20 protein-coding genes and 2 tRNA genes are annotated in these 19,952 nt (G+C 55.7%); 2 read left to right on the forward strand and 20 right to left on the reverse strand.

What is annotated here, in order from left to right:
* Nucleotides 1-78: 78 nt before the first annotated feature.
* The 3 genes from M2119_RS06700 to M2119_RS06710 all read right to left on the reverse strand — a co-directional run bounded on the left by M2119_RS06700 (nt 79) and on the right by M2119_RS06710 (nt 2,413).
* Nucleotides 79-152 (reverse strand) — tRNA-Ile (locus M2119_RS06700).
* Between the two features lie 22 nt (nt 153-174).
* Nucleotides 175-1,368 (reverse strand): glycosyltransferase, encoded by a 1,194-nt coding sequence (locus M2119_RS06705; protein ID WP_280804161.1) that lies wholly within the window; start codon nt 1,366-1,368, stop codon nt 175-177.
* 7 nt (nt 1,369-1,375) lie between these two features.
* Nucleotides 1,376-2,413, reverse strand: a complete 1,038-nt coding sequence (locus tag M2119_RS06710; RefSeq protein ID WP_280804162.1) for a DMT family transporter — start codon at nt 2,411-2,413, stop codon at nt 1,376-1,378.
* A 41-nt stretch (nt 2,414-2,454) separates the two neighbouring features.
* Between M2119_RS06710 and def the strand changes: the two genes are divergently transcribed.
* Nucleotides 2,455-3,018 carry a peptide deformylase gene (gene def, locus M2119_RS06715; protein ID WP_280804163.1) on the forward strand — a complete coding sequence of 188 codons (564 nt, stop codon included), beginning with the start codon at nt 2,455-2,457 and terminating at the stop codon, nt 3,016-3,018.
* Here def and M2119_RS06720 read toward each other — a convergent pair.
* From M2119_RS06720 to M2119_RS06785, 14 genes are all read right to left on the reverse strand, one after another.
* Nucleotides 3,015-3,329, reverse strand: coding sequence for an AzlD domain-containing protein (locus M2119_RS06720; protein ID WP_280804164.1), 315 nt, complete (start codon nt 3,327-3,329; stop codon nt 3,015-3,017). The two genes, def and M2119_RS06720, sit on opposite strands and share 4 nt — an antisense overlap.
* Nucleotides 3,326-4,111, reverse strand: coding sequence for an AzlC family ABC transporter permease (locus M2119_RS06725; RefSeq protein WP_280804165.1), 786 nt, complete (start codon nt 4,109-4,111; stop codon nt 3,326-3,328). The genes M2119_RS06720 and M2119_RS06725 overlap by 4 nt, the downstream gene beginning before the upstream one ends.
* An 88-nt stretch (nt 4,112-4,199) precedes the next feature.
* Nucleotides 4,200-4,272 (reverse strand) — tRNA-Asn (locus tag M2119_RS06730).
* 68 nt (nt 4,273-4,340) lie between these two features.
* Nucleotides 4,341-5,384, reverse strand: coding sequence for a D-isomer specific 2-hydroxyacid dehydrogenase family protein (locus M2119_RS06735; protein ID WP_280804166.1), 1,044 nt, complete (start codon nt 5,382-5,384; stop codon nt 4,341-4,343).
* A gap of 2 nt (nt 5,385-5,386) precedes the next feature.
* Nucleotides 5,387-7,312: a DNA primase gene (gene dnaG / locus M2119_RS06740; protein WP_280804167.1), complete on the reverse strand. Its 1,926-nt coding sequence runs from the start codon at nt 7,310-7,312 to the stop codon at nt 5,387-5,389.
* Complete coding sequence (locus tag M2119_RS06745; RefSeq protein WP_432418503.1) at nt 7,312-8,619, reverse strand: deoxyguanosinetriphosphate triphosphohydrolase; 1,308 nt, start codon at nt 8,617-8,619, stop codon at nt 7,312-7,314. Before M2119_RS06745 ends, dnaG begins: the two co-directional genes overlap by 1 nt.
* 2 nt (nt 8,620-8,621) lie before the next feature.
* Entirely contained in the window at nt 8,622-9,806 is a 1,185-nt protein-coding gene (dusB, locus tag M2119_RS06750) for a tRNA dihydrouridine synthase DusB (RefSeq protein ID WP_280804168.1), read from the reverse strand.
* Nucleotides 9,807-9,869: 63 nt separating this feature from the next.
* The gene (locus M2119_RS06755) at nt 9,870-10,514 is read right to left on the reverse strand and encodes a DsbA family oxidoreductase (RefSeq protein ID WP_280804169.1); all 645 of its coding nucleotides are present in this window, start codon (nt 10,512-10,514) and stop codon (nt 9,870-9,872) included.
* Nucleotides 10,511-11,695 (reverse strand): hypothetical protein, encoded by a 1,185-nt coding sequence (locus tag M2119_RS06760; RefSeq protein WP_280804170.1) that lies wholly within the window; start codon nt 11,693-11,695, stop codon nt 10,511-10,513. The genes M2119_RS06755 and M2119_RS06760 overlap by 4 nt, the downstream gene beginning before the upstream one ends.
* Nucleotides 11,696-11,732: 37 nt before the next feature.
* Nucleotides 11,733-12,536 (reverse strand): isoprenyl transferase, encoded by an 804-nt coding sequence (locus M2119_RS06765; protein ID WP_280804171.1) that lies wholly within the window; start codon nt 12,534-12,536, stop codon nt 11,733-11,735.
* Nucleotides 12,533-13,255 (reverse strand): DNA repair protein RecO, encoded by a 723-nt coding sequence (gene recO / locus M2119_RS06770; protein WP_280804172.1) that lies wholly within the window; start codon nt 13,253-13,255, stop codon nt 12,533-12,535. Before recO ends, M2119_RS06765 begins: the two co-directional genes overlap by 4 nt.
* Nucleotides 13,255-13,962: a trimeric intracellular cation channel family protein gene (locus tag M2119_RS06775; protein WP_280804173.1), complete on the reverse strand. Its 708-nt coding sequence runs from the start codon at nt 13,960-13,962 to the stop codon at nt 13,255-13,257. The genes recO and M2119_RS06775 overlap by 1 nt, the downstream gene beginning before the upstream one ends.
* Before the next feature lie 47 nt (nt 13,963-14,009).
* Nucleotides 14,010-15,212 carry a hypothetical protein gene (locus M2119_RS06780; RefSeq protein WP_280804174.1) on the reverse strand — a complete coding sequence of 401 codons (1,203 nt, stop codon included), beginning with the start codon at nt 15,210-15,212 and terminating at the stop codon, nt 14,010-14,012.
* A 34-nt stretch (nt 15,213-15,246) separates the two neighbouring features.
* Complete coding sequence (locus M2119_RS06785) at nt 15,247-16,845, reverse strand: ABC-F family ATP-binding cassette domain-containing protein (protein WP_280804175.1); 1,599 nt, start codon at nt 16,843-16,845, stop codon at nt 15,247-15,249.
* Nucleotides 16,846-16,915: 70 nt separating this feature from the next.
* Between M2119_RS06785 and M2119_RS06790 the strand changes: the two genes are divergently transcribed.
* Nucleotides 16,916-17,518 carry a biotin transporter BioY gene (locus tag M2119_RS06790; protein WP_280804176.1) on the forward strand — a complete coding sequence of 201 codons (603 nt, stop codon included), beginning with the start codon at nt 16,916-16,918 and terminating at the stop codon, nt 17,516-17,518.
* Nucleotides 17,519-17,641: 123 nt separating this feature from the next.
* On the opposite strand, the gene M2119_RS06795 is transcribed toward M2119_RS06790, so the two are convergent.
* The 3 genes from M2119_RS06795 to sufC all read right to left on the reverse strand — a co-directional run bounded on the left by M2119_RS06795 (nt 17,642) and on the right by sufC (nt 19,951).
* Entirely contained in the window at nt 17,642-18,793 is a 1,152-nt protein-coding gene (locus M2119_RS06795; RefSeq protein ID WP_280804177.1) for a cystathionine gamma-synthase, read from the reverse strand.
* 70 nt (nt 18,794-18,863) lie between these two features.
* Nucleotides 18,864-19,193: a metal-sulfur cluster assembly factor gene (locus M2119_RS06800; RefSeq protein WP_280804178.1), complete on the reverse strand. Its 330-nt coding sequence runs from the start codon at nt 19,191-19,193 to the stop codon at nt 18,864-18,866.
* Between the two features lie 2 nt (nt 19,194-19,195).
* Nucleotides 19,196-19,951: a Fe-S cluster assembly ATPase SufC gene (gene sufC, locus M2119_RS06805; protein ID WP_280804179.1), complete on the reverse strand. Its 756-nt coding sequence runs from the start codon at nt 19,949-19,951 to the stop codon at nt 19,196-19,198.
* Between the last annotated feature and the right edge of the window lies 1 nt (nt 19,952).

A 19,952-nucleotide genomic window follows, 5' to 3' on the forward strand; every position in this document is an offset into this window, starting at 1 on the left:
AGGTCCCGGAGGGGTTTTCCCCTGTCTTGCCTCACTCTTCCAAGAAAAGTGCCGCTCGTGTGAGCGGCACTTGTGTCGTAGGGCGGACGGGACTTGAACCCGTGACCGACGGATTATGAGTCCGCTGCTCTAACCAGCTGAGCTACCGCCCCTTGCGGTGGTACCTGTAAAAGTTTAGTCGTCTGTGAGTTCAGGGTCGGGGTCGACAACCTCGTGGCCCCGATACAGCGCCTCAAAAGTGTCCAAGGTCCGGGTGATGTCATGTCCACGAATGAACTTCAACGAGTTGTTTTTCATACGCAGCAACTCCTCATCATCCGCAGTGAGGACAGTGACAAGCTTGTCGCGAAGATCATCGACGTTATTGGGCTCGAAAAGGTAGCCGTTTTCTCCGTCGTGAATGAGGTGTGGAAGTGCCATCGCGTTTGCCCCCACAATGGGCAAGGCGGTTGCCATGGCTTCCATGGTGGCAATCGATTGCAGCTCGGCTATCGACGGCATGGCAAATACCTTTGCTCGCGTCAGTGATGCCTTGAGTTCATCATCCGAGACATAGCCGGTGAACGTGACTTTATCTGTGATGCCCAGCTGAGCAACCTGTTGTTTCATGGGTTGGAGCTGGTCACCGCCGCCCACGAATTCTAAAGTTGCGTTGAGCTCGGGAGGTAATTTACGGAATGCCTTCAGGAGGACATCGAGTTTCTTTTCACCTGTGATACGCCCGACAAATACGATGCGGTTTTCAACATGTGTGTCGAAATTGGGGGTGTAGTGGTGAGCATTTATTCCACACGAGATGGCATGCACGTCAGTGAGATGCGTGTATTCCTCGAGGAAATTGGCCGCGCGTCGAGTCGGGGTGGTGACCGCCTCTGCCCGCCCAAAGGTACGTGCAGCTGCCTTCCACACCAGGCGAATGACGCTTTTTTGCGTGGGCTTGGGCAACAGCGTGAACTGCAACATGTTCTCTGGCATGAAGTGGTTGGTGCCAATAATGCGGATACCCCGCAATTGTGCTTCCTTGGTGAGGCCACCGCCCACAATGATGTGGGACTGAAAATGCACCACATCTGGTTTAAAATCGTCGAGTACTCGTGCGCTGTTCTGCCGCACACGCCAGGGCAGCATGTAGCGTAACCAGTCGTGGGGGTACCAACGCCAGCTCTTGATCCGATACATGGTCATGGGTTGACCTTCGTGGGTTTCCACCCATGTGCCGGACTTTCTGCCGGCGGCAGGGGCCATCACACGAACATCATGTCCACGTTCAACCAGGCCAGCTGCCAGACGTTCGGCAAATTTAGCCGCACCGTTGACATTTGGACCGAAAGTGTCACACCCGATAAGGATGCGTAAGGGCTTCGGCATAGTGCCTTTAGTTTACGGACTTGGACTTGTTCAGAGCCTCTTTAGCCCCGTGTGCCGTGGCTTTAACCTTGGCCTTTGATTCTTCCGTCGCGTTCTTCAAGCCTTGCTTAGCTTCTGCCGTAGCTTCCGCAACGGGGTCGTGTGCATCAGGGTGGTATTTGGCTAACATGAACACGCCAATGATGGCGAGCACACCCGCGACGATATACCCGACAGCCGCCCACATGGGCGCCTGAGAGGCTTCGTCCAGAATGACGATACCGATCGTGACCGCCACGATGGGGTCAATCACCGTGAGACCGGCGATGACCAGGTCTGGTGGTCCCGACGAGTAGGCGTTCTGGACAAAGAGTGCGCCCAAAATAGTTGCTGCAAGCAATGCGGCCAGGCAAGCCCAGGTGAGCCAATCCATAGTGTCGTGCGTAATGCTCGTAATGACAACCTTGGCCAAGGTAGCGACAAAACCGTATAAGACTCCGGCACCCACGATGTAGTAGAGCGCGGAGAGGTGCTTGCGATAGACCAGGAACAGTGCACCAAAGACGGCCAGCACACAGACCAAAATGATCAAAATCTCAGCGAGATCAGCTGATGACATCGGTGCATTAACTGCGGTAAATGCCGCAATGGTCACGAAAATACCGATACCACCGACCGACAATGCAATGGCAATGATTGATTCTTTATTGAGCTTCGTTTTCGTCACACGCGAGTTCAATACCGCAGTGATCACAAGAGCTACAGCGCCAATGGGCTGCACGACAATAAGCGGTGAGAAACCCAAAGAAATCAGCTGGAAAACAATAGCTGCACCTAACAGAAGCGTTCCGGTCAACCACGAGGGCCGCTTGAACAAGGCCATGAACTGTGTGAAGTTCAGCGAGGTGGAAGGTGCTTCAGAATCCCCGACTTTATTGACGCCACGGTGTTGGAGCTGTGCTCCAACAGACATCAGGATGGCCCCCACCAAAGCGAACGGGATACCGATCAACTGTGCTGGTTCTACCGTCACCTGCGCCAGATCAGGTAAATCGGAGAAATGCATAGCTCAACGCTATCGCCCCTCGTTGCAAATAGGCTGGAGGCATGACCGTTCTTCCCATTGTTATCTCCGGCGAACCTGTACTTCACGAACCGGCAGCACCCGTCACTGCATTTGATGACACCCTGCGCCAGCTCGTGGCCGATATGTTCGACACGATGGATGAGGCGCCTGGTGTGGGCCTCGCAGCACCCCAGGTGGGGGTCGGTTTGCAAGTTTTCGTCTATGACTACGCCGAAGATGACGGAACGCCCCGACGGGGCGTGGCAATCAACCCGGAACTCTTTATATCCCCCCTCGAAATTCGCGACACCACGGATGCAGATGATGAGGGGTGTCTGTCCTTCCCCGGTGAGCGCTTTCCTCTCGTCCGTGCCGAAAAGGCGATTCTGCGTGCTGTAGATCTGGACGGAAAACCCTTCATCATCGAATGCGACGGCTGGTTTGCGCGCATCCTGCAACACGAATTTGATCACTTACTGGGCTATCTCTATATCGACCGCCTCGATTATGAATTCAACAAGCAGGCCAGCAAGATCGAGCGCAAGCGCGGCTGGGGCAAGCCTGGCAAGAGCTGGATGCCCGGTGTCGATAACCTCGACGACTAAGCCATCCAACCGAGTTGTCGCAACACAACGGCAACGATGCCCGCTGCGGCGACCACGATAATGAATGGCACACGCAGGGCAAACAACCCCGCAGCAACGAGCACTGCCGGAACACGGGCATCTAAGACGACGTCCTGACCTGCACCCAGTGTCTGCACAGCAACTAAAGCTGCAAGCATTGCCACCGTCAACAAATTGGTCACCCGGGTAAAGCGGGGCTTTTCCAAGAATCGTTGAGGGACGAGATAACCGGTGTATTTGAGCGCAAACGCCAAAACAGAAGCAATGATAATGATGGGCCAGAGGTTCATCGGGTACCCTCCCCGTGCTCGGGGTGGAAACTCGGGGTATCCCCCGGGTCCGGAGAATCATCGGGTTGAACGCCGTGAGAGTAGGGACCTGACGGGGGTTCCCGGTGTAGCCAGTTTGTGAGGCCAAACACGAGCGCGACGACGGCAGCGGCAAGAACGGGAACTCCCGGTGCACTCACGGGGATCAGCACTGCGGCAAGAACTGCAGAGACCATGGCAACGACCGAGGCCTGCAGCTGCTTCAACCTGGGCCACAACAATCCCACAAATGCAGCCGCTGCGACGGCATCCAGGCCAAATTGGCTAACATCCCCGATGAGATTACCCAGCAGAGCCCCTGCAAAAGTGGCGACGTTCCAGCCGATATAGATAGCAATACCGGTAGCCCAGAAACCGACTTTTTGGGCACTAGGTTCCTCTTGGGCAATAGCGACAGCAGTTGATTCGTCAATGGTGATCTGAGCTGCAGCAATTCTGCGCCACCATGGCCCCCCACCGACGATCGGTGCTACCCGCATGGAATAGATCCCATTGCGCAGACCGAGGAAAGTACTCGAGACGATGGCTGGCACTCCCGCTGCGGCTCCCCCCGAAGCAAGGATGCCAATGACAGCAAACTGTGACCCGCCAGAGAACAGCACAAGGCTGAGGAAACAGGTCTGCCAGATATCGAGACCCGCAGCGACGCTGAGGGCACCAAAAGACACCCCGTATGCGGCCACAGCGATACCGACCGAGATTCCTGTGCGGAGGGCACGCTTATCAGCAACAGTTAGTGCCACAACGCCTCCTTGGGATGATCAGCTCCCACGCTAGCGAGCATCTGAGGCAATGTAAAAAGCCCCCGGTCGTGGAGGACCAGGGGCTTCGCTCCCCGACATGGACTCGAACCATGAACCTACGCATTAACAGTGCGTTGCTCTGCCAATTGAGCTATCGGGGATTGCTTTTAGGCGTTTTTATATTACCCCAAATACTCGGGCGCAAAAACCGCACAGGGTCCACCTGCCACTAATAACCGGCAGAGGGGTCCACAACCCCTGTGAAACGTTCGCCTGCGAGGAAAGCGGTGACATTTGATCGAATACGTTCCGCCAACAGCGGGGCTGTCATCTCGGGTGTATCAGCCATATGCGGGGTGATCAGAATGTTTTCTGCGGTCCACAGTGGATGACCATCAGGAAGTGGCTCCGGCTCTGTGACATCGAGCGCCGCACCAGAAATCTTTTCTGCATTCAGCGCAACGACCAAGGCATCGGGATCGACCAGCGGACCCCGGGCAATATTGACCACAACTGCTGACTTTTTCATCAGTGCCAATTCTTTTGCCCCGATGAGATGACGGGTCTCACCGGTTAGCGCCGCCGCAATGACGACAACATCTGCACTGATGAGGGCTTTGTCGAGGCGGTCGGTCGTGACGGTACTGAACGCTCCGGGAACCTGCCCCGCAGAGCGCCGAACCACCGTGATGGTGACGTCGAAAGGCTCTAGCAATCGAATCAACTCGCGTGCGATGCCTCCGGCACCAATGATGGTGATGTTTTTTCGATACAACGAGATGCCGCGAGGCACTGCATCCCAGCTGGTGGCGCGTGCACGGCGGGGCAAGGCGCGCAGCAGCGCCAACGTCATCGCCAGGGCATGTTCTGCTACCGGCTGAGCATATGAGCCTTTCGCGCTGGTAAAGACCAGTCCTGGCCTGGCACATCGTGTCAACACGTCCGCATACGCATCCACCCCAGCCCACGGTAATTGCACCCAGGTCAACTGGGGATTGGCGTCCAGTACTTCACCGAGTTCGGCAGATTTTTTATAGGACAGCCAGATGAGACCACGAGTCTCGGCATTGAGCTCTGAAACCACTCCCCCTGCAGACTCCACAGCGTCGAGAAAAACTGTGGTGCCTCCGGGCGTGCCATTGTCTCGTCGTTCCGGCAAAATAGCGATCGGCCCTGACTCAACTCGTGGAGCTAATTCAGCAGCATGCTCATCACCTAACACAGCGGCATGCTGTGGAATCTCACAAACACAATCCTTTTGGCGAATCTTCATGCTTAATCCTGACGCAGGGAACGGCGTTTGGTTTCAAGTTCGAGCAGTTCCCGCTGAATTTCACGGCTTACTTCGCCCTGATCCACGCTGGTGCGCTGCAGACGACCGACCAGTTCTGACTTCCGTCGAACCAAATCCCGTTCGATCAAGGAGATGACGACGCCCCGGCAATAGACCTCTGTCTGATCTGCTCCGTTTTGTGGCAAGGGGGCAACTGCCAGCTGGGTGAGAAGAGGCTTGAAATCTTGTGGAAGATCGCTCTGGATCCTGTCAAGCCAAGTTTCCCCTCCTAATTGCGTCACATTCGCACCAATGGCATCCCGCAGTGTGGCTAGGTTGGGATCCATAATCGCTACCTGCGTGGCATCAACAGCCAACTCGGCTCCTACCAGCTCAGGGAATTGGATGAGAGCCATCAGTGCATCTCGCTCAAGCCTGGTTGAGGGATCATTCCTCAGTTCAAAGACTCGAGGCCCTGTGGGTTCACTAACCGGACCAGACAAACCCGTCACAGGCTCACCCGAGACGCCTGAGGGCCGGGCAGAGGCTGCACCGGCGTAGCCTTGGCGCGCACCCTCAGAGGTGGTTTGCATCCCCTTAGATCGCGAAGCTTTAACCGCGTTTGACACTGCGACCTGCGCTTCGGAAACGTCCACACCGGTTAACCGTGCAAGCTCACGGGTGTAACCAGGGCGCAGCGCCGAATCACGAATATCTGCCACAACCGGAGCAGCTTCACGGAGGGCAGCTACACGACCCTCTACGGTGTCGAGGTTGTAGTTCTTCAACATCTGGCGGATCACGAACTCGAACATGGGTACCTTGGCATCCATGAGATCGCGAACAGCTTGTTCTCCTCGGGCAAGACGAAGATCACAGGGATCCAGGCCTTCGGGGGCCACCGCAACAAAGGTCTGTGCCGCAAAACGTTGCTCTTCAGCAAAGGCCCGCATCGCGGCCTTTTGACCAGCCGCATCAGGATCGAAAGTGAAGATCACTTCACCGAGACCTGAGTCATCTCCCATGATGCGGCGTATGAGTTTGATGTGCTCGACGCCAAAGCTGGTGCCACAGGTAGCCACTGCCGTCGTCACGCCAGACAAGTGGGCAGCCATCACATCGGTATACCCCTCAACCACAACCACTTGTCGCGTCTTGGAGACATCTCGCTTGGCAAGGTCTAACCCATAGAGCACCTGCTGCTTGTGATACACCGGAGTCTCCGGAGTATTCAAATACTTTGGTCCAGGATCATCATCGAAGAGTTTGCGCGCACCAAAACCTATAGTTTGACCAGTCACGTCACGAATAGGCCAGATCACACGACCACGGAAGCGGTCGTAGACACCCTTTTCACCCTGAGAAAGCAAACCTGCCTGAAGTTGTTCTTCCTCGGTGAAGCCCTTCCCTTTGAGGTGGTCGCGCAGCTCATTCCAGGCCTTGGGGGCAAAACCTAAGCCAAAACGTTCTGCAGCAGCTTTGTCAAAGCCCCGCTCGCCGAGGAACTTGCGTCCCTCTGCAGCACCTGGCGTGGCCAGCTGAGCAACAAAGAATTCCGCAGCTGCAGTGTTGGCTGCCAGGATGCGGGAACGATTGCCCGATTCACTGGGCTTCCCGGAACCTTCTTCATAGTGCAGCTCAAAATTGATGCGTTGCGCCAAACGCTCGATGGACTCGGTAAAGCTGAGATGGTCCATCTTTTGAATGAAGGTGTAGACATCTCCCGATTCCCCACAGCCAAAGCAGTGAAAATATCCCACCGTGGGGCGCACGTGAAAGCTCGGAGAGCGTTCATCATGGAAGGGACACAAGCCCTTCATTGAGCCCACACCAGCGCTTTTGAGAGAGACGTAATCTCCCACAACATCGGCAATATTGACGCGTTGTTTGAGTTCTTCCACGTCTGCTTGACGGATACGGCCGGCCATTAGGCAATCACCTGTGAATTCGATCTGCCAGTGCACAGGCGGTCATGCCAGGCAAAGGCAGACTGGTCGGTCAAGCTGGCCACTTGGTCGATCACAATCCGGCGGCGCACTGCCTCATCGGTGGTGTGGTTCCAGTCATCTGCAAAGTGGCGATCAAGAACAGCAGGCCCTTGCTCAAACAGCGTGTTGCACAAATCCGTGAGTACTTCACGCTGCCGGGTGTACACGGGCTGGCGAGAGTTCGTCGTCATGACATAAGCCGCAACGATGCCTTTGAGCACAGCAATCTCGGCACGAACTCCCGCAGGCACGATGACGTTTCCGCCAAAGCGCACGAGGTTTTGCTGTGGATGCTCCTCGCGAGTGGCATGGACAGCAGCGTGTGCAAAGCGGCCAATGAGCTGACTCGTGAGGTTTTTGAGCTTGGCTTGAGCCACACGCGACCCATCCCAGTTATCTACCCACACATCCAGGTTGTCGAGGCGGTCGAATGCGGCGACGAGTTCCTCATGCGTGAACTCTCCCCCAATCCACTCAAACATGGAGTCGACGAGTTCATCATGATTGACACGTGCACCCAGCTCTCCTGCGTCGACGTAGCCGTTGAAGATGGCGTCCTCGAAGTCGTGCACGGAGTATGCGATGTCATCGCTGAGATCCATCACCTGTGCTTCAATACACCGTTGTCGATCAGGTGCGCCCTGTCGCATCCATTCAAAGACATCGAAGTCATCGGCGTAGAAACCAAACTTGGCACGGCCAGTGGGGTCCATCACTGCCTGTTGCTCAGGCCAGGGATACTTCGTGCTGGCGTCCAGGCTGGCGCGTGTCAGGTTGAGTCCAAAACTGCGCCCGTTGGTGCCAAAGACTTTAGGTTCGAGACGCGTGAGCAACCGCAATGTTTGAGCATTGCCTTCAAATCCACCAATATCCGCACACCAGGCATTCAACGCCTTTTCACCATTGTGACCAAAAGGTGGATGGCCAATATCGTGAGCCAAACTTGCCGTATCCACGACATCTGGATCGAGACGCAGGCGACCCGCAATTTCACGGCCAACCTGGGCAACTTCCAAAGAATGCGTCAGACGGTTGCGCGCAAAATCTAGACCTGCCGTAGGGCTGAGCACCTGAGTTTTGGCAGACAGTCTGCGCAACGCACTGGAGTGCAGCAGGCGTGCCCGATCACGGGCAAAGTCACTGCGCCTGGAGGAATGCGTCTCGTTCAACATGCGCTCTGCATCGAACTCGGAATACCCCGGGGTGACAACCGAAATTGATGCCGTTTCGTGAATGTGGTCAGCCACGGCTAGCCACCACTCGCATCGATTTCTGCGTGAGCGACAACCTCTTGCTCGGCCGCACTGAGTTCCTGGGATTCCAGCCACTTATCGGGCAAAGAAGGCCGTTTCGGGCTCCCCTGCCGGCCACGCTGACCTTCAGCGCCAGCCCCAGGATAGGGCGTCGCCCAATCCAGCTGGCCGAGGAGATCATCCAGGTGCTGCAGGCTGGACACCTGAGCAAGCTGAGCACGAACATCTCCTCCGACGGGATAACCCTTGAAATACCAGGCCATGTGTTTCCGGATATCGCGACTGGCGTGCTCTTCGCTATCGAAGAATTCGATGGAGAGCTCGAGGTGTCGTCGCAGAGTCTGGGCTACATATCCCAATGTGGGCTCAATCCGGTTACCGGGTTCTTGAATGCCGGCACGTTCACGGAAGGCTGCATCCAGTTCAGCAAACAGCCACGGGCGACCCAGGCAACCTCGGCCCACCACCACACCGTCGCATCCGGTTTGATCCATCATCCGAATGGCGTCTTCAGCTGACCAAATATCACCATTGCCCAGCACGGGAATGCTCGTGACGGCTTCTTTGAGCTGGGTTATCGCATTCCAGTCCGCATGGCCCGAGTAGTACTCACTGGCCGTGCGAGCATGCAGTGTGACTGCAGCCACACCCGCATCTTCTGCCGCTTTACCGGCATCGATGAAGGTGAGGTGATCGGCATCAATGCCCTTCCGCATTTTGATGGTCAGCGGCACATCCCCCGCGGCTTTGACAGCCTCCTGGACGATTTCGCGGAACAGGCTGTGCTTCCAGGGAAGCGCCGATCCGCCACCCTTCCGCGTGACCTTCGGAACAGGGCACCCAAAGTTCAAATCAATGTGATCAGCGCGGTCTTCAGCGACCAGCATGGTGACGGCTTCGCGGACCGTCTTAGGGGCAACACCGTAGAGCTGAATGGAGCGAACCTGCTCACTGGGGTGAGTCTGGATGAGGTGCATGGAACCCGGTGTGCGCTCGACGAGTGCACGAGAGGTGATCATTTCAGAAACGAAGATCCCCGCACCCTGTTCACGGCACAAACGACGGTAGGCCATGTTGGTAATCCCAGCCATGGGGGCAAGTACGACAGGAACCTCGACCTCTATGGGTCCAATGTTGAGATTGCCCGCTCGGGCGCCCGTCTTCACACTCGTCATCGTCATTCGCTCCTGTGTATCTAGTATCCCACTAACTTCCCGCTTCGGAAGAAGTCAGACACTGACTATTTAGGTGCGATTCTCACGGGCTTCTCTGAGCGCCGCAGCGAAGGTTTCAGGATCTTGCGCTCCGGAAATTCCATACTTTCCATCAATAACGTAGAACGGCACCCCTGAGATGCCGTAGGCCTTTGCCTGGGCGGTGTCGCCTTCCACAGCAAACACATACTCACCATCTGTCAATGAGCGGGTGACATCCGTCTCGTCCAGGCCAATCTCAGCAGCAAGCCTCGCCAAATCAGGAATACGTCCCACGTGCTCGCCTTCGATGAAATACGCACTGAGAAGGCGTTCTTTCATCTCCAGTTGCTTTCCACGTGCTTTGGCGTAGTGCAGAAGTTCGTGAGCCTTGATGGTGTTGGTTTGATGCACCGCGTCATAGTTGTAGTTCAGACCCACACTTTGAGCAATACCGGTGACGCGCTCCAGCATCTGGTGCACCTGTTCGACAGGAATTCCTTTGCGTTCGCTGAGGTATTGAACAGGGTCACCTTCATAGTCCACGGGAGTATCGGGAGAGAGCTCGAAGGAGTGGTATTCAATTTCAACAGGGCTGCCATAAAGTTCAACGCCCTTCTCGAATTTGCGTTTTCCGATGTAGCACCAAGGGCACTGAACGTCAGACCAGATATCCACTTTGAGGGGTTCGTTCATGAGGCATCCTTCACGATGAGGTCAATGATTGTTTCTGCGGCAGAGTGCGGCTGTGGCCGCACCGCAGTAATAAGTTCTTGTATCTGAGTCGAGCGATCTGGCAATGTTCCTGCACGCGCCTGATCGAGTGCGTGTTCGACCTCCCCCATGCTGCGCACGGTAACTGTGCTCGCGGCGGCGAGCGCGCCGAGTGGCGAGAACTCCCAATGGTCGGGCTTTTCCCAGAAGATGGCTGGTTTACCCGTCACAAGCGGATATTCAGCGAGAAAGGACACTCCATCGGTCACCATCGCGTCAGAGGCCAACAGGAGAGCCGGCATGTGCACGCCAAGGTCTGTAGAGGTGTTCGGTAATGCATCCCACCGTGAACGCCAGGAATCTACCTGCTCCTGGGTCATGACTTCACGATCTGTCATGGTTCCAAAAAGGAAGGGGTGGGGACGGAACACAATATCCATCTTCGGGTGATTCTGTGCATATGCCAGCATCGGTTCACACTGCTCCACGAAGTGGCCAAAGTTCAACCATCTATCGGCATAGGTGTGGTGTGGTGCCCAAATGAGTTTGAAGGGTTCTTGCCCCGCGGGATGTTCCCTAACGATAGGCCAGAAGCTCTGGACCTCCTCGCGGGCCTCCAGAAGTGCATCAATCTTGGGAGTGCCCGTGAGGAATGCGTGATCGGCACGGCCGCTGGCATCAAAAGCTGCCTTGGTGTCTGCGTCCTGCAGGAAGACCATGTGCGCCAACTGGTGTGTGGGCTGGGTGTATTGATGTGGGGCAACACCCGACTCCCCCGGTTCTTGCACGAGTGAGGTTGAGAAGTAGGGGACGTAACAGACCTTGGTAAATTCGACGAGCTTGTCGATCTGGTAATTCTTCTTATAGTTGCGCTGCCACGGGTAGTTGAGAAAGAGGTAGTCCGGGGCAAGCTCCTGGAGGCGAGCTAGACCTTCTTTACTCTTTTTGTAGCGGAATCGCTCGTGCTCAATCTCTCGAGCATCCAGAAAAGCACTGACCTTTTTCTCATCCCGGAACTTGTCATAGCCGGTGAGCTTGCGCGGAATAGTAATCACGATCGGTTCAAACCGTTCATCGGCGAGCATGCGCCGATAGATGGCGTCCAGAGCGTCCCAGGCTTCGAAATAGAAGACCAGGAACACTACGCGGATGGGTCTGTCCATTTCTTGACTGTAAAGGCAGAAAACTCGAAATGTATGGCTATTTCGCCGACGGCTTATCTACCGCTCCACCAAAGCGGCGGTCCCGGCCGATGTATTGCTCGATGGCGTCCCACAGGTCCGTGCGTGAGAAGGCCGGCCAGAGCTGGTTGAGAAACACCATCTCGGCATAAGCCGATTGCCACAGTAAGAAGTTGGAGGTGCGCTGTTCCCCACTGGAGCGAACAAATAAATCAACATCTGGCATATCAGGAATGTAGAGATTCTTAGCCAGATATTTTTCGGTCACCTTGCTGGGATTGATCCTGCCCGCAGCAAGATCTTCCGCGATCTTCTTGACCGCATCTGCGATTTCTGTCCGGCCACCATAGTTGACACACATGGTGAGCGTGAGAGTCTTGTTTTTCTTGGTGAGTTCTTCTGCATATTGCAGTTCCTCAATCACCGACGCCCAGAGCTTCGGTTTACGCCCAGCCCACCGGACGCGCACATCCCAGTCGTTGAGTTGGTCCCGCCGGCGGTGCAGAACATCGCGGTTGAACCCCATCAAGAAACGCACTTCATCCGGAGAACGCTTCCAGTTTTCGGTACTAAATGCATAGACGCTTAAATGCTTCACCCCGGCCTGGATGGCACCTGCCACCACGTCCAGAAGCGCGGCTTCGCCAGCCTTGTGGCCTTCCACACGGGTGAGTCCTCGTTGGTTTGCCCAGCGGCCATTGCCATCCATCACGATTGCAACGTGGTTGGGCACTGCACCAGCTGGGAATTCGGGTGGGTAGACACCAGTCCAGTCCAGTGGGCGATATTCCACGGCGTCTGTGTGGGTATAGGGCTTACTCATCTGGCTACGTGCTCCAAGGATCGAAGGCCCCGCTCAAGGTGCCATTGGGTATAGGCCGAAACGAGGGAATGTGCTCGGTTCCAATTCTCCTGGGTATGCGCTTCTGCAGATTCCCACTCGCCACGAACGAGCGCATCGAGGAGCACAACAACCTCCGGAATGATGTGCGGTGCCCCCGGAGGAGCACATGTGACGCAGACCATGCCTCCCAGTTGGACGACAAAGCTTTCGTGGGGCCCTACCTCGCCACAGCGAGCACAACTGTCAAAGGTGGGCGCCCAGCCCGCAAGGCTCAGTGCGCGAAGTAGGTACGAATCAAGAGTGAGTTCGGTGGGATGTTCTTGACGGGAAAGCGAACGTAAGGCACCTACCAGCAGCAGATATTGCTGCGGGGAGCCTTCGAGCTCGGTCACCTTGTCAGCGGTTTCCACCATCACGCTGGCTGCTGTGAAGCGTGGATAGTCATCCACGATGTCCGCACCATAGGACGCAATCGTTTCTGCTTGCTGAATGGTGTCGAGACTTCGGCCCTCATAAAACTGAATATCCGCCACCATAAAAGGCTCGAGACGAGCACCGAATTTGGAGGATGTGCGACGAACGCCCTTTGCCACGGCCCGCACCTTGCCATGCCCCTTGGTCAGGAGGGTGACAATGCGGTCGGCTTCTCCGAGTTTGTGCGTGCGAAGAACCACACCCTCGTCACGATAGACCGGCATCAGAGATCACGTTGAGTGTCGATAGGGCCGGTGAGATCTGCAGGGCGGATTAACTTCGGGTTACGCAACGACTTGAGCATGCGTTGCTCGGGCAAAGACCAGCCAAATCGCACGGCCAACAAACGCAGGACAACGGTGACAGAAATACACAGCGGAACACTGATTTCGAGTCCTATATTTGCTTCGTTGCACAACAACAGTGCAAGGGAGCCGGCCGCTGCCGCTACGGCGTAGAGCGAACCAACATGCATTACAGAGATGGGCATATTCAATAAAACATCTCGGATAAAACCACCGCCGACGGCAGTAATCACGCCCACAAACAAGGACGGAACAAACGGTAATCCGGATACGAGTGCCGCCGTGGTTCCTAGCGCCGCAAAGAGACCGAGTGCCAGAGCATCCAACACGGTAATCATCCAGTCAACCCGGCGGAACATGCGCGCAAGGAGCATACCCAGCAGGGCTGCCACGATAGCCACGAGAATGTACCAATTCTCTGTCAATGCAACAGGAAGTCGGTTCAGCAGAAGATCACGAAGGAAACCGCCACCGAGGCCGGTTGCGATACCGATAACCGCCACACCGAAGAGATCCAGTTTGCGATCGCGAAAACCAGAGGCATAGGTTGCGCCTTGAACACTGGCAACACCAATAGCCAGACCATTAACCCATTCGGGTAAGTCGAGTGGCTCCGCAATCAGCATGAGTACAGGCTACGCCCTGCAATTTTTCAGCTGCTGTGTACTCGCCGTTATTGAACCTGTTGCACCGTCACAATGAGCGATGGAATCTCTGGTCTGACCGGGTTAGTTTGGGGGCCGCTGGCCAGAATACGCATGTTCACGTCTGGGGTTGACCACATCAATTGAACGTTGTCACCTGCATGGACAGAGATCATGAAATTCCACGCCGCAACATTTCGCTTGGTTTGATCCAAGGTGAGCTTGGTCCCTGACCAAGGAACATCGGTGCCATTCTGTCGAAGCCAGATACTCGCATCGTCAGAGCCGGCATCTGTTTTATCTAGTTGGGCAGAGAACTGAATGTTGTAGACACCGGCATTCTGAAACGTAATCTGAGAACCAGCAACAACACTCACGCCTTGTGCAATCACACCTCCAACACCATTGGTTGCCTGATTGAGCGTCATCGCTTGAATGGCATTTGCAGAGGTCAATACCTGAGTAGTCGTGTCATAAAACGATCCGTAGGCAAAAGTCGGTGTCAGCCCGATCGGCCCCTGAGGTCCTATTGCTCCTGTGGCCCCCGTCACACCAATGGGTCCTTGGGGCCCCATAGGACCCTGCAGCGTCGCTGAGGTCTGAGTCGAACCATCAGGGAATTTGATTCCTCTGGAAGGTGCCAAGAAACCTAAGTCGCCAAAGTTCCCGATATTGATGTCTTGCCCAGTCAAAATAGATTCAAGACCTGTTGACGTCAGTCGGACGTTACCAATACGAAGCGAGTCGGCCCCGTCGACCAACAAACTACCGTTATCGACAGAGATACCAGCTTGTGAACCAGTTGTAGTGTCCTGGATATATATCGTGCCGGGTCCGAGTTGAAGACTCTTCCAACGTTTGTCTGGAAGTCCAAGAGTATAGAAATTATCTACCGAGGGAACTACATTCCCAGAAATAGAACCGAGTGTAGAGGCATCACACACACCTGCTGAGCCTGTCGCTCCTGTAGGCCCTATCGCACCCGGCGTCCCATCGGTACCGTCAACACCATCGGTACCGTCAACACCGTCAACACCATCGGTACCATCGGTACCATCGGTACCATTCGTCCCGTCGGTACCATTCGTCCCGTCGGTGCCATTTAGGCAAGTACCAATCGAACCAGAACCAATGCTTGAAGTCGAAGCATTAAGCCCAATACCTAGAGCAAAAACAACAGCCGCGCCAACTGTTGCAGCAACAGAAGCTACAACTACATCCCGAGTCCCCATTTTTGAAGCTTATCGAAATGCGTAAAAACTGACGTTATGCAAGCTCAATCAGGTCGGCGTATTCCTTGTTCCAGTGGTCTTCAATACCATCGGGAAGAATCAAGACACGTTCTGGGTTGAGCGCTTCAACGGCACCGGGGTCGTGAGAAACCAAGACGACCGAACCCTTGTAGCTGGCCAACGCACCCAGGATCTCTTCACGAGAGACAGGATCCAAGTTGTTGGTGGGCTCATCGAGGAGAAGCACGTTTGCACTCGACACCACGAGCATCGCCAAAGCCAGACGCGTCTTTTCTCCACCAGAGAGAACTCCCGCGGGCTTGAGCACATCATCTCCGGAGAACAGGAAAGAGCCGAGCACCTTGCGGCATTCCGTCTCGGTCATGTGGGCAGCAGCAGAAACCATGTTTTGAAGTACGGAATCCTGCACGCGCAAAGTTTCGTGCTCTTGGGCGTAGTAACCAACCTTGAGACCGTGACCTTCAATCACTTCGCCTGTGTCGGGCTTGTCCACACCGGCCAAGATACGCAGCAGCGTAGTTTTACCGGCACCGTTGAAGCCGAGGATTACTACTTTCGAACCACGATCAATGGCCAAATCCACTGCGGTAAAGATTTCGAGGGAACCATAGGAACGCGAAAGATCGGTCGCCATCAAGGGAGTTTTTCCACACGGAGCAGGATCCGGGAAGCGCAGCTTCGCCACTTTGTCACTCTGACGCACTTCGTCCAAACCAGCCAACAGGGTCTCTGCACGACGGGCCATTTGTTTTGCCGCCACAGCACCGGACGCTCGAGCACCCATCTTGGCGGCCTGGGTCTGCAGGGTGGACGCCTTTTGCTCTGCATTTGCGCGTTCACGCTTACGTCGCTGCTCGTCCTGTTCACGCTGCTTCTGGTAGTTCTTCCAGTTCATGTTGTACACGTCAATAACCTGACGGTTGGCATCGAGATAGAACACACGGTTGACGGTCTCCCCCACGAGCTCCACATCGTGACTGATAATGATCAGTCCACCCTGGTAGCCCTTGAGGAATTCCCGCAGCCAAACCACAGAATCAGCATCTAAGTGGTTGGTGGGCTCATCGAGCAGCATGGTTTCTGCACCCGAGAACAAGATGCGGGCCAGCTCAATACGCCTACGCTGACCACCTGAAAGTGTTTTCAGCGGCTGGTCAAGAATACGGTCAGGTAGTTGCAGGTTGGACGCAATAGACGCAGCTTCAGCTTCCGCAGCATAGCCACCCAGAGCATCGAACCGGTCAGCAAGTTCGCCATACTTTCGCATAGCCTCGGCGGCGACCTTCTCATCGGAATCACCCATGAGCAGACTGTTTTCCGTCATGCCCTGCACAAGAGAACCCAAACCTCGGGCGTTGAGGATGCGCGTGCGCGCAAGCTCCTCAGGATCACCGGAACGAGGATCCTGGGGAAGGTATCCAATCTCTCCACCGACCTCGATGGTTCCATCAGCTGGTTGTAGATCGCCTGCGAGTGTCTTGGTCAGAGTGGTTTTACCGGCACCATTACGGCCGACCAACCCAATCTTGTCTCCGTTGGAGACGCGGAAGGAAACTTCCGACATGAGCACTCGGGCGCCTACGCGCAGCTCAAGGTCTTGGACGTTGAGCACAGGCTTTTCCCGATTCTTTGGTACATCTTGGCTAAGCCATAAGGCTCTTTACTTCCTTTAGTATATTTCTATGTCGAACATCACTTTCTCTGCTACCCGCCCCGTGCTTGTCGACCGCCTCGGCGCTCGCAGCATTGTCAAAGACATTTCCTTTATTGCCGCAGGCGCAGCGCTCACCGCAGGTGCTGCTCAGATTGTTATTCCGATGTGGCCTGTTCCTATCACCGGACAGACTTTCGCTGTCCTTTTTGTCGGTGCAACCCTCGGCTCTCTCCGTGGCGCACTGTCCATGCTTCTCTATGTCGGTCTCGGTGTCGCCGGTCTGCCGATCTTTGCTGAGGGTGGTGCTGGCCTCGCTAAGGTGATGGGCCCCACCGGTGGTTACCTCCTCGGTTTCGTTCTCGCTGCTGCCCTCGTGGGCTGGCTTGCGCAACTGCAGTGGGACCGGAAGGTGCTGGGCACCATCGGCGCCTTCCTTGCTGGTACTGCTGTGATCTACGCCGTGGGTCTTCCCTGGCTCTCAGTAGCCCTGGGCCAGCTGGGTCTGCCTAACGACGTCAACGCAACCCTGCAGGCCGGTCTCTACCCCTTCATTCCGGGTGACCTGCTCAAGGCTGCTGTCGCTGGTGGTCTGCTTCCCTTGATCTGGAAGCTCAGCAACCGCGTGAAGTAAGAACCTATGACGAAGGCCCCTGACTGAACTGTCAGGGGCCTTCGCCTTTTATACAGGTACCTGTCGCAGGGGTGCGACGAACAGAACTACCTGTAGGTCGTGACGCGTAAGCGCGATGTTTGATTACAGCAGAGAATCCAATGCCTGCACAAGGTCTGGAATGAGATCATCGATATCTTCAATTCCCACGCTGAGACGAACCAGATTGGCTGGAACCTCCAAAGCTGTGCCCTCGACCGAGTGGTGTGTCATCAGGCCAGGGTGCTCTATGAGGGATTCCACTCCCCCCAGTGACGGAGCAAGAGTAAACACTGAAGTGCGGGTGGTCAACGCAGTAGCGGCCTTCTCGCCGCCGGCCAGCTGAACGGACATCATTCCGCCGAAGAGGGACATCTGACGTGTGGCCACCTCGTGACCGGGATGTGAGGGAAGTCCTGGGTACAACACACGCTCGACAGCCTTGTGCCCCTCAATCGCTTCAGCCAATGCCTGAGCGTTGCTGGAGTGGCGCTCCATTCTCACTCCGAGTGTCTTGATACCGCGCATCGTCATATAGGCGTCGAAAGGTGACGAGATTGCACCCATCCAGTTCTGGATCTGGGCAATCTTTTCTGCCAACTCGGCGTCTGTGACGACGATTGCACCGCCGACAACGTCGCTGTGACCGCCGAGATACTTGGTGGTGGAGTGCAGAACGACATCGGCACCGAGCTCGAAAGGTCGCTGCAGGGCAGGTGTTGCAAAGGTGTTGTCCACTAACACCAGCGCACCATGCTGATGCGCAATGGCAGAAACGCCTTCGATGTCCACGATGGTCATCAACGGGTTGGTGGGTGTCTCAATACGGACAACGCGAGGCTTTGTCGAGGAAATCACTTCTTCCACGTGGGAGAGGTCCGTGAAATCTATACACGTATTAGTCACGCCCCAGGGGCCGTAGACCTGCTCGATGGCGCGGTAAGCACCGCCATAGGCGTCATTGCCTAAAACAATGTGATCGCCGGGCTGAAGAACAGCCCGGAAGAATGCATCTTCCGCGGCCATGCCACTGGCAAAGGAATAGGCCAGCACGCCACCCTCGAGCGAGGCAAGGTTTTGCTGGAGTGCGGTGCGCGTGGGATTGTCGCAGCGCGAATATTCAAAGCCAGCCAGTGGCTCCCCCGCGACCTGCTGCTCGAAAGTTGAGCTGAGGTAAATCGGTGGAACGACAGCACCCGTCGTCGGATCTGTTGCCTGTCCAGCGTGAATTGCACGCGTATTGAATCCCTGAGCCATACACACAGGCTAAAGGCTGGGGAGAAATACTGAAAAATTTCTCCCGAGAAATGTTACGACGACGCCTGGCCTAAATAGAGAAGCCGAGGGCGCGCATCATTTCGCGGCCGTCGTCGGTGATCTTCTCAGGACCCCATGGTGGCATCCACACCCAGTTGATCCGGAACGCGTCCACAACAGCATCAAGCGCTTCCGCGGTCTGCTCTTCGATCACATCGGTGAGTGGACAGCCAGCGCTGGTCAACGTCATGTGAATGATGAGGGCGTCGTTCTCGTCGTCCCACTTGAGGTCATAGATGAGCCCGAGATCAACGATGTTGATCCCCAGCTCGGGGTCCATGACCTCTTTCAACGCGTCAATGCACGCGTTGTATTTCTCGTCAGAGAGTTCTGAAGACATGTTTAGGCGATCTCGAGGTAACGATCGTAACCTTCGTTTTCGAGACGGTCAGCCAATTCCGGCCCACCTTCTTCTGCAACCTTGCCGTTGACGAAAACGTGAACGAACTGGGGCTGGATGTACCGCAGGATGCGGGTGTAGTGGGTGATAAGGAGAACACCCATACCGGTAGCTTCCTTGGCGCGGTTGACGCCCTCGGAGACAATCTTCAGTGCGTCGACGTCCAGACCAGAGTCTGTCTCGTCGAGAACAGCGAACTTGGGCTTGAGCAGTTCCATCTGAAGAATCTCGTGACGCTTCTTTTCTCCACCGGAGAAGCCTTCGTTGACGTTGCGCTCAGAGAAGCTGGGGTCCATTTTGAGATTGGCCATAGCTTCGCGCACGTCCTTGATCCAGGAACGAAGTGCGGGTGCTTCACCATCGACAGCGGTCTTTGCGGTGCGGAGGAAGTTCGTTACGGTCACGCCAGGAATTTCGACGGGGTACTGCATCGCCAGGAACAAACCTGCCTTGGCACGCTCGTCCACGCTCATCTCGAGGACGTCTTCGCCATCAAGAGTGATAGAGCCAGACTCGACGGTGTACTTGGGGTGACCCGCGATTGTGTAAGCCAGTGTGGACTTACCTGAACCGTTAGGGCCCATGATGGCGTGGGTCTCGCCCGAGTTGATCTCCAGATCTACACCGCGCAATATCTGCTTGGTGCCCTGGTCGGTCTCGACGCTGACGTGCAGGTCGGTGATCTTCAGTGTTGACATG

Source organism: Aurantimicrobium minutum, from assembly GCF_029894165.1.
Classification (GTDB): domain Bacteria; phylum Actinomycetota; class Actinomycetes; order Actinomycetales; family Microbacteriaceae; genus Aurantimicrobium; species Aurantimicrobium minutum_A.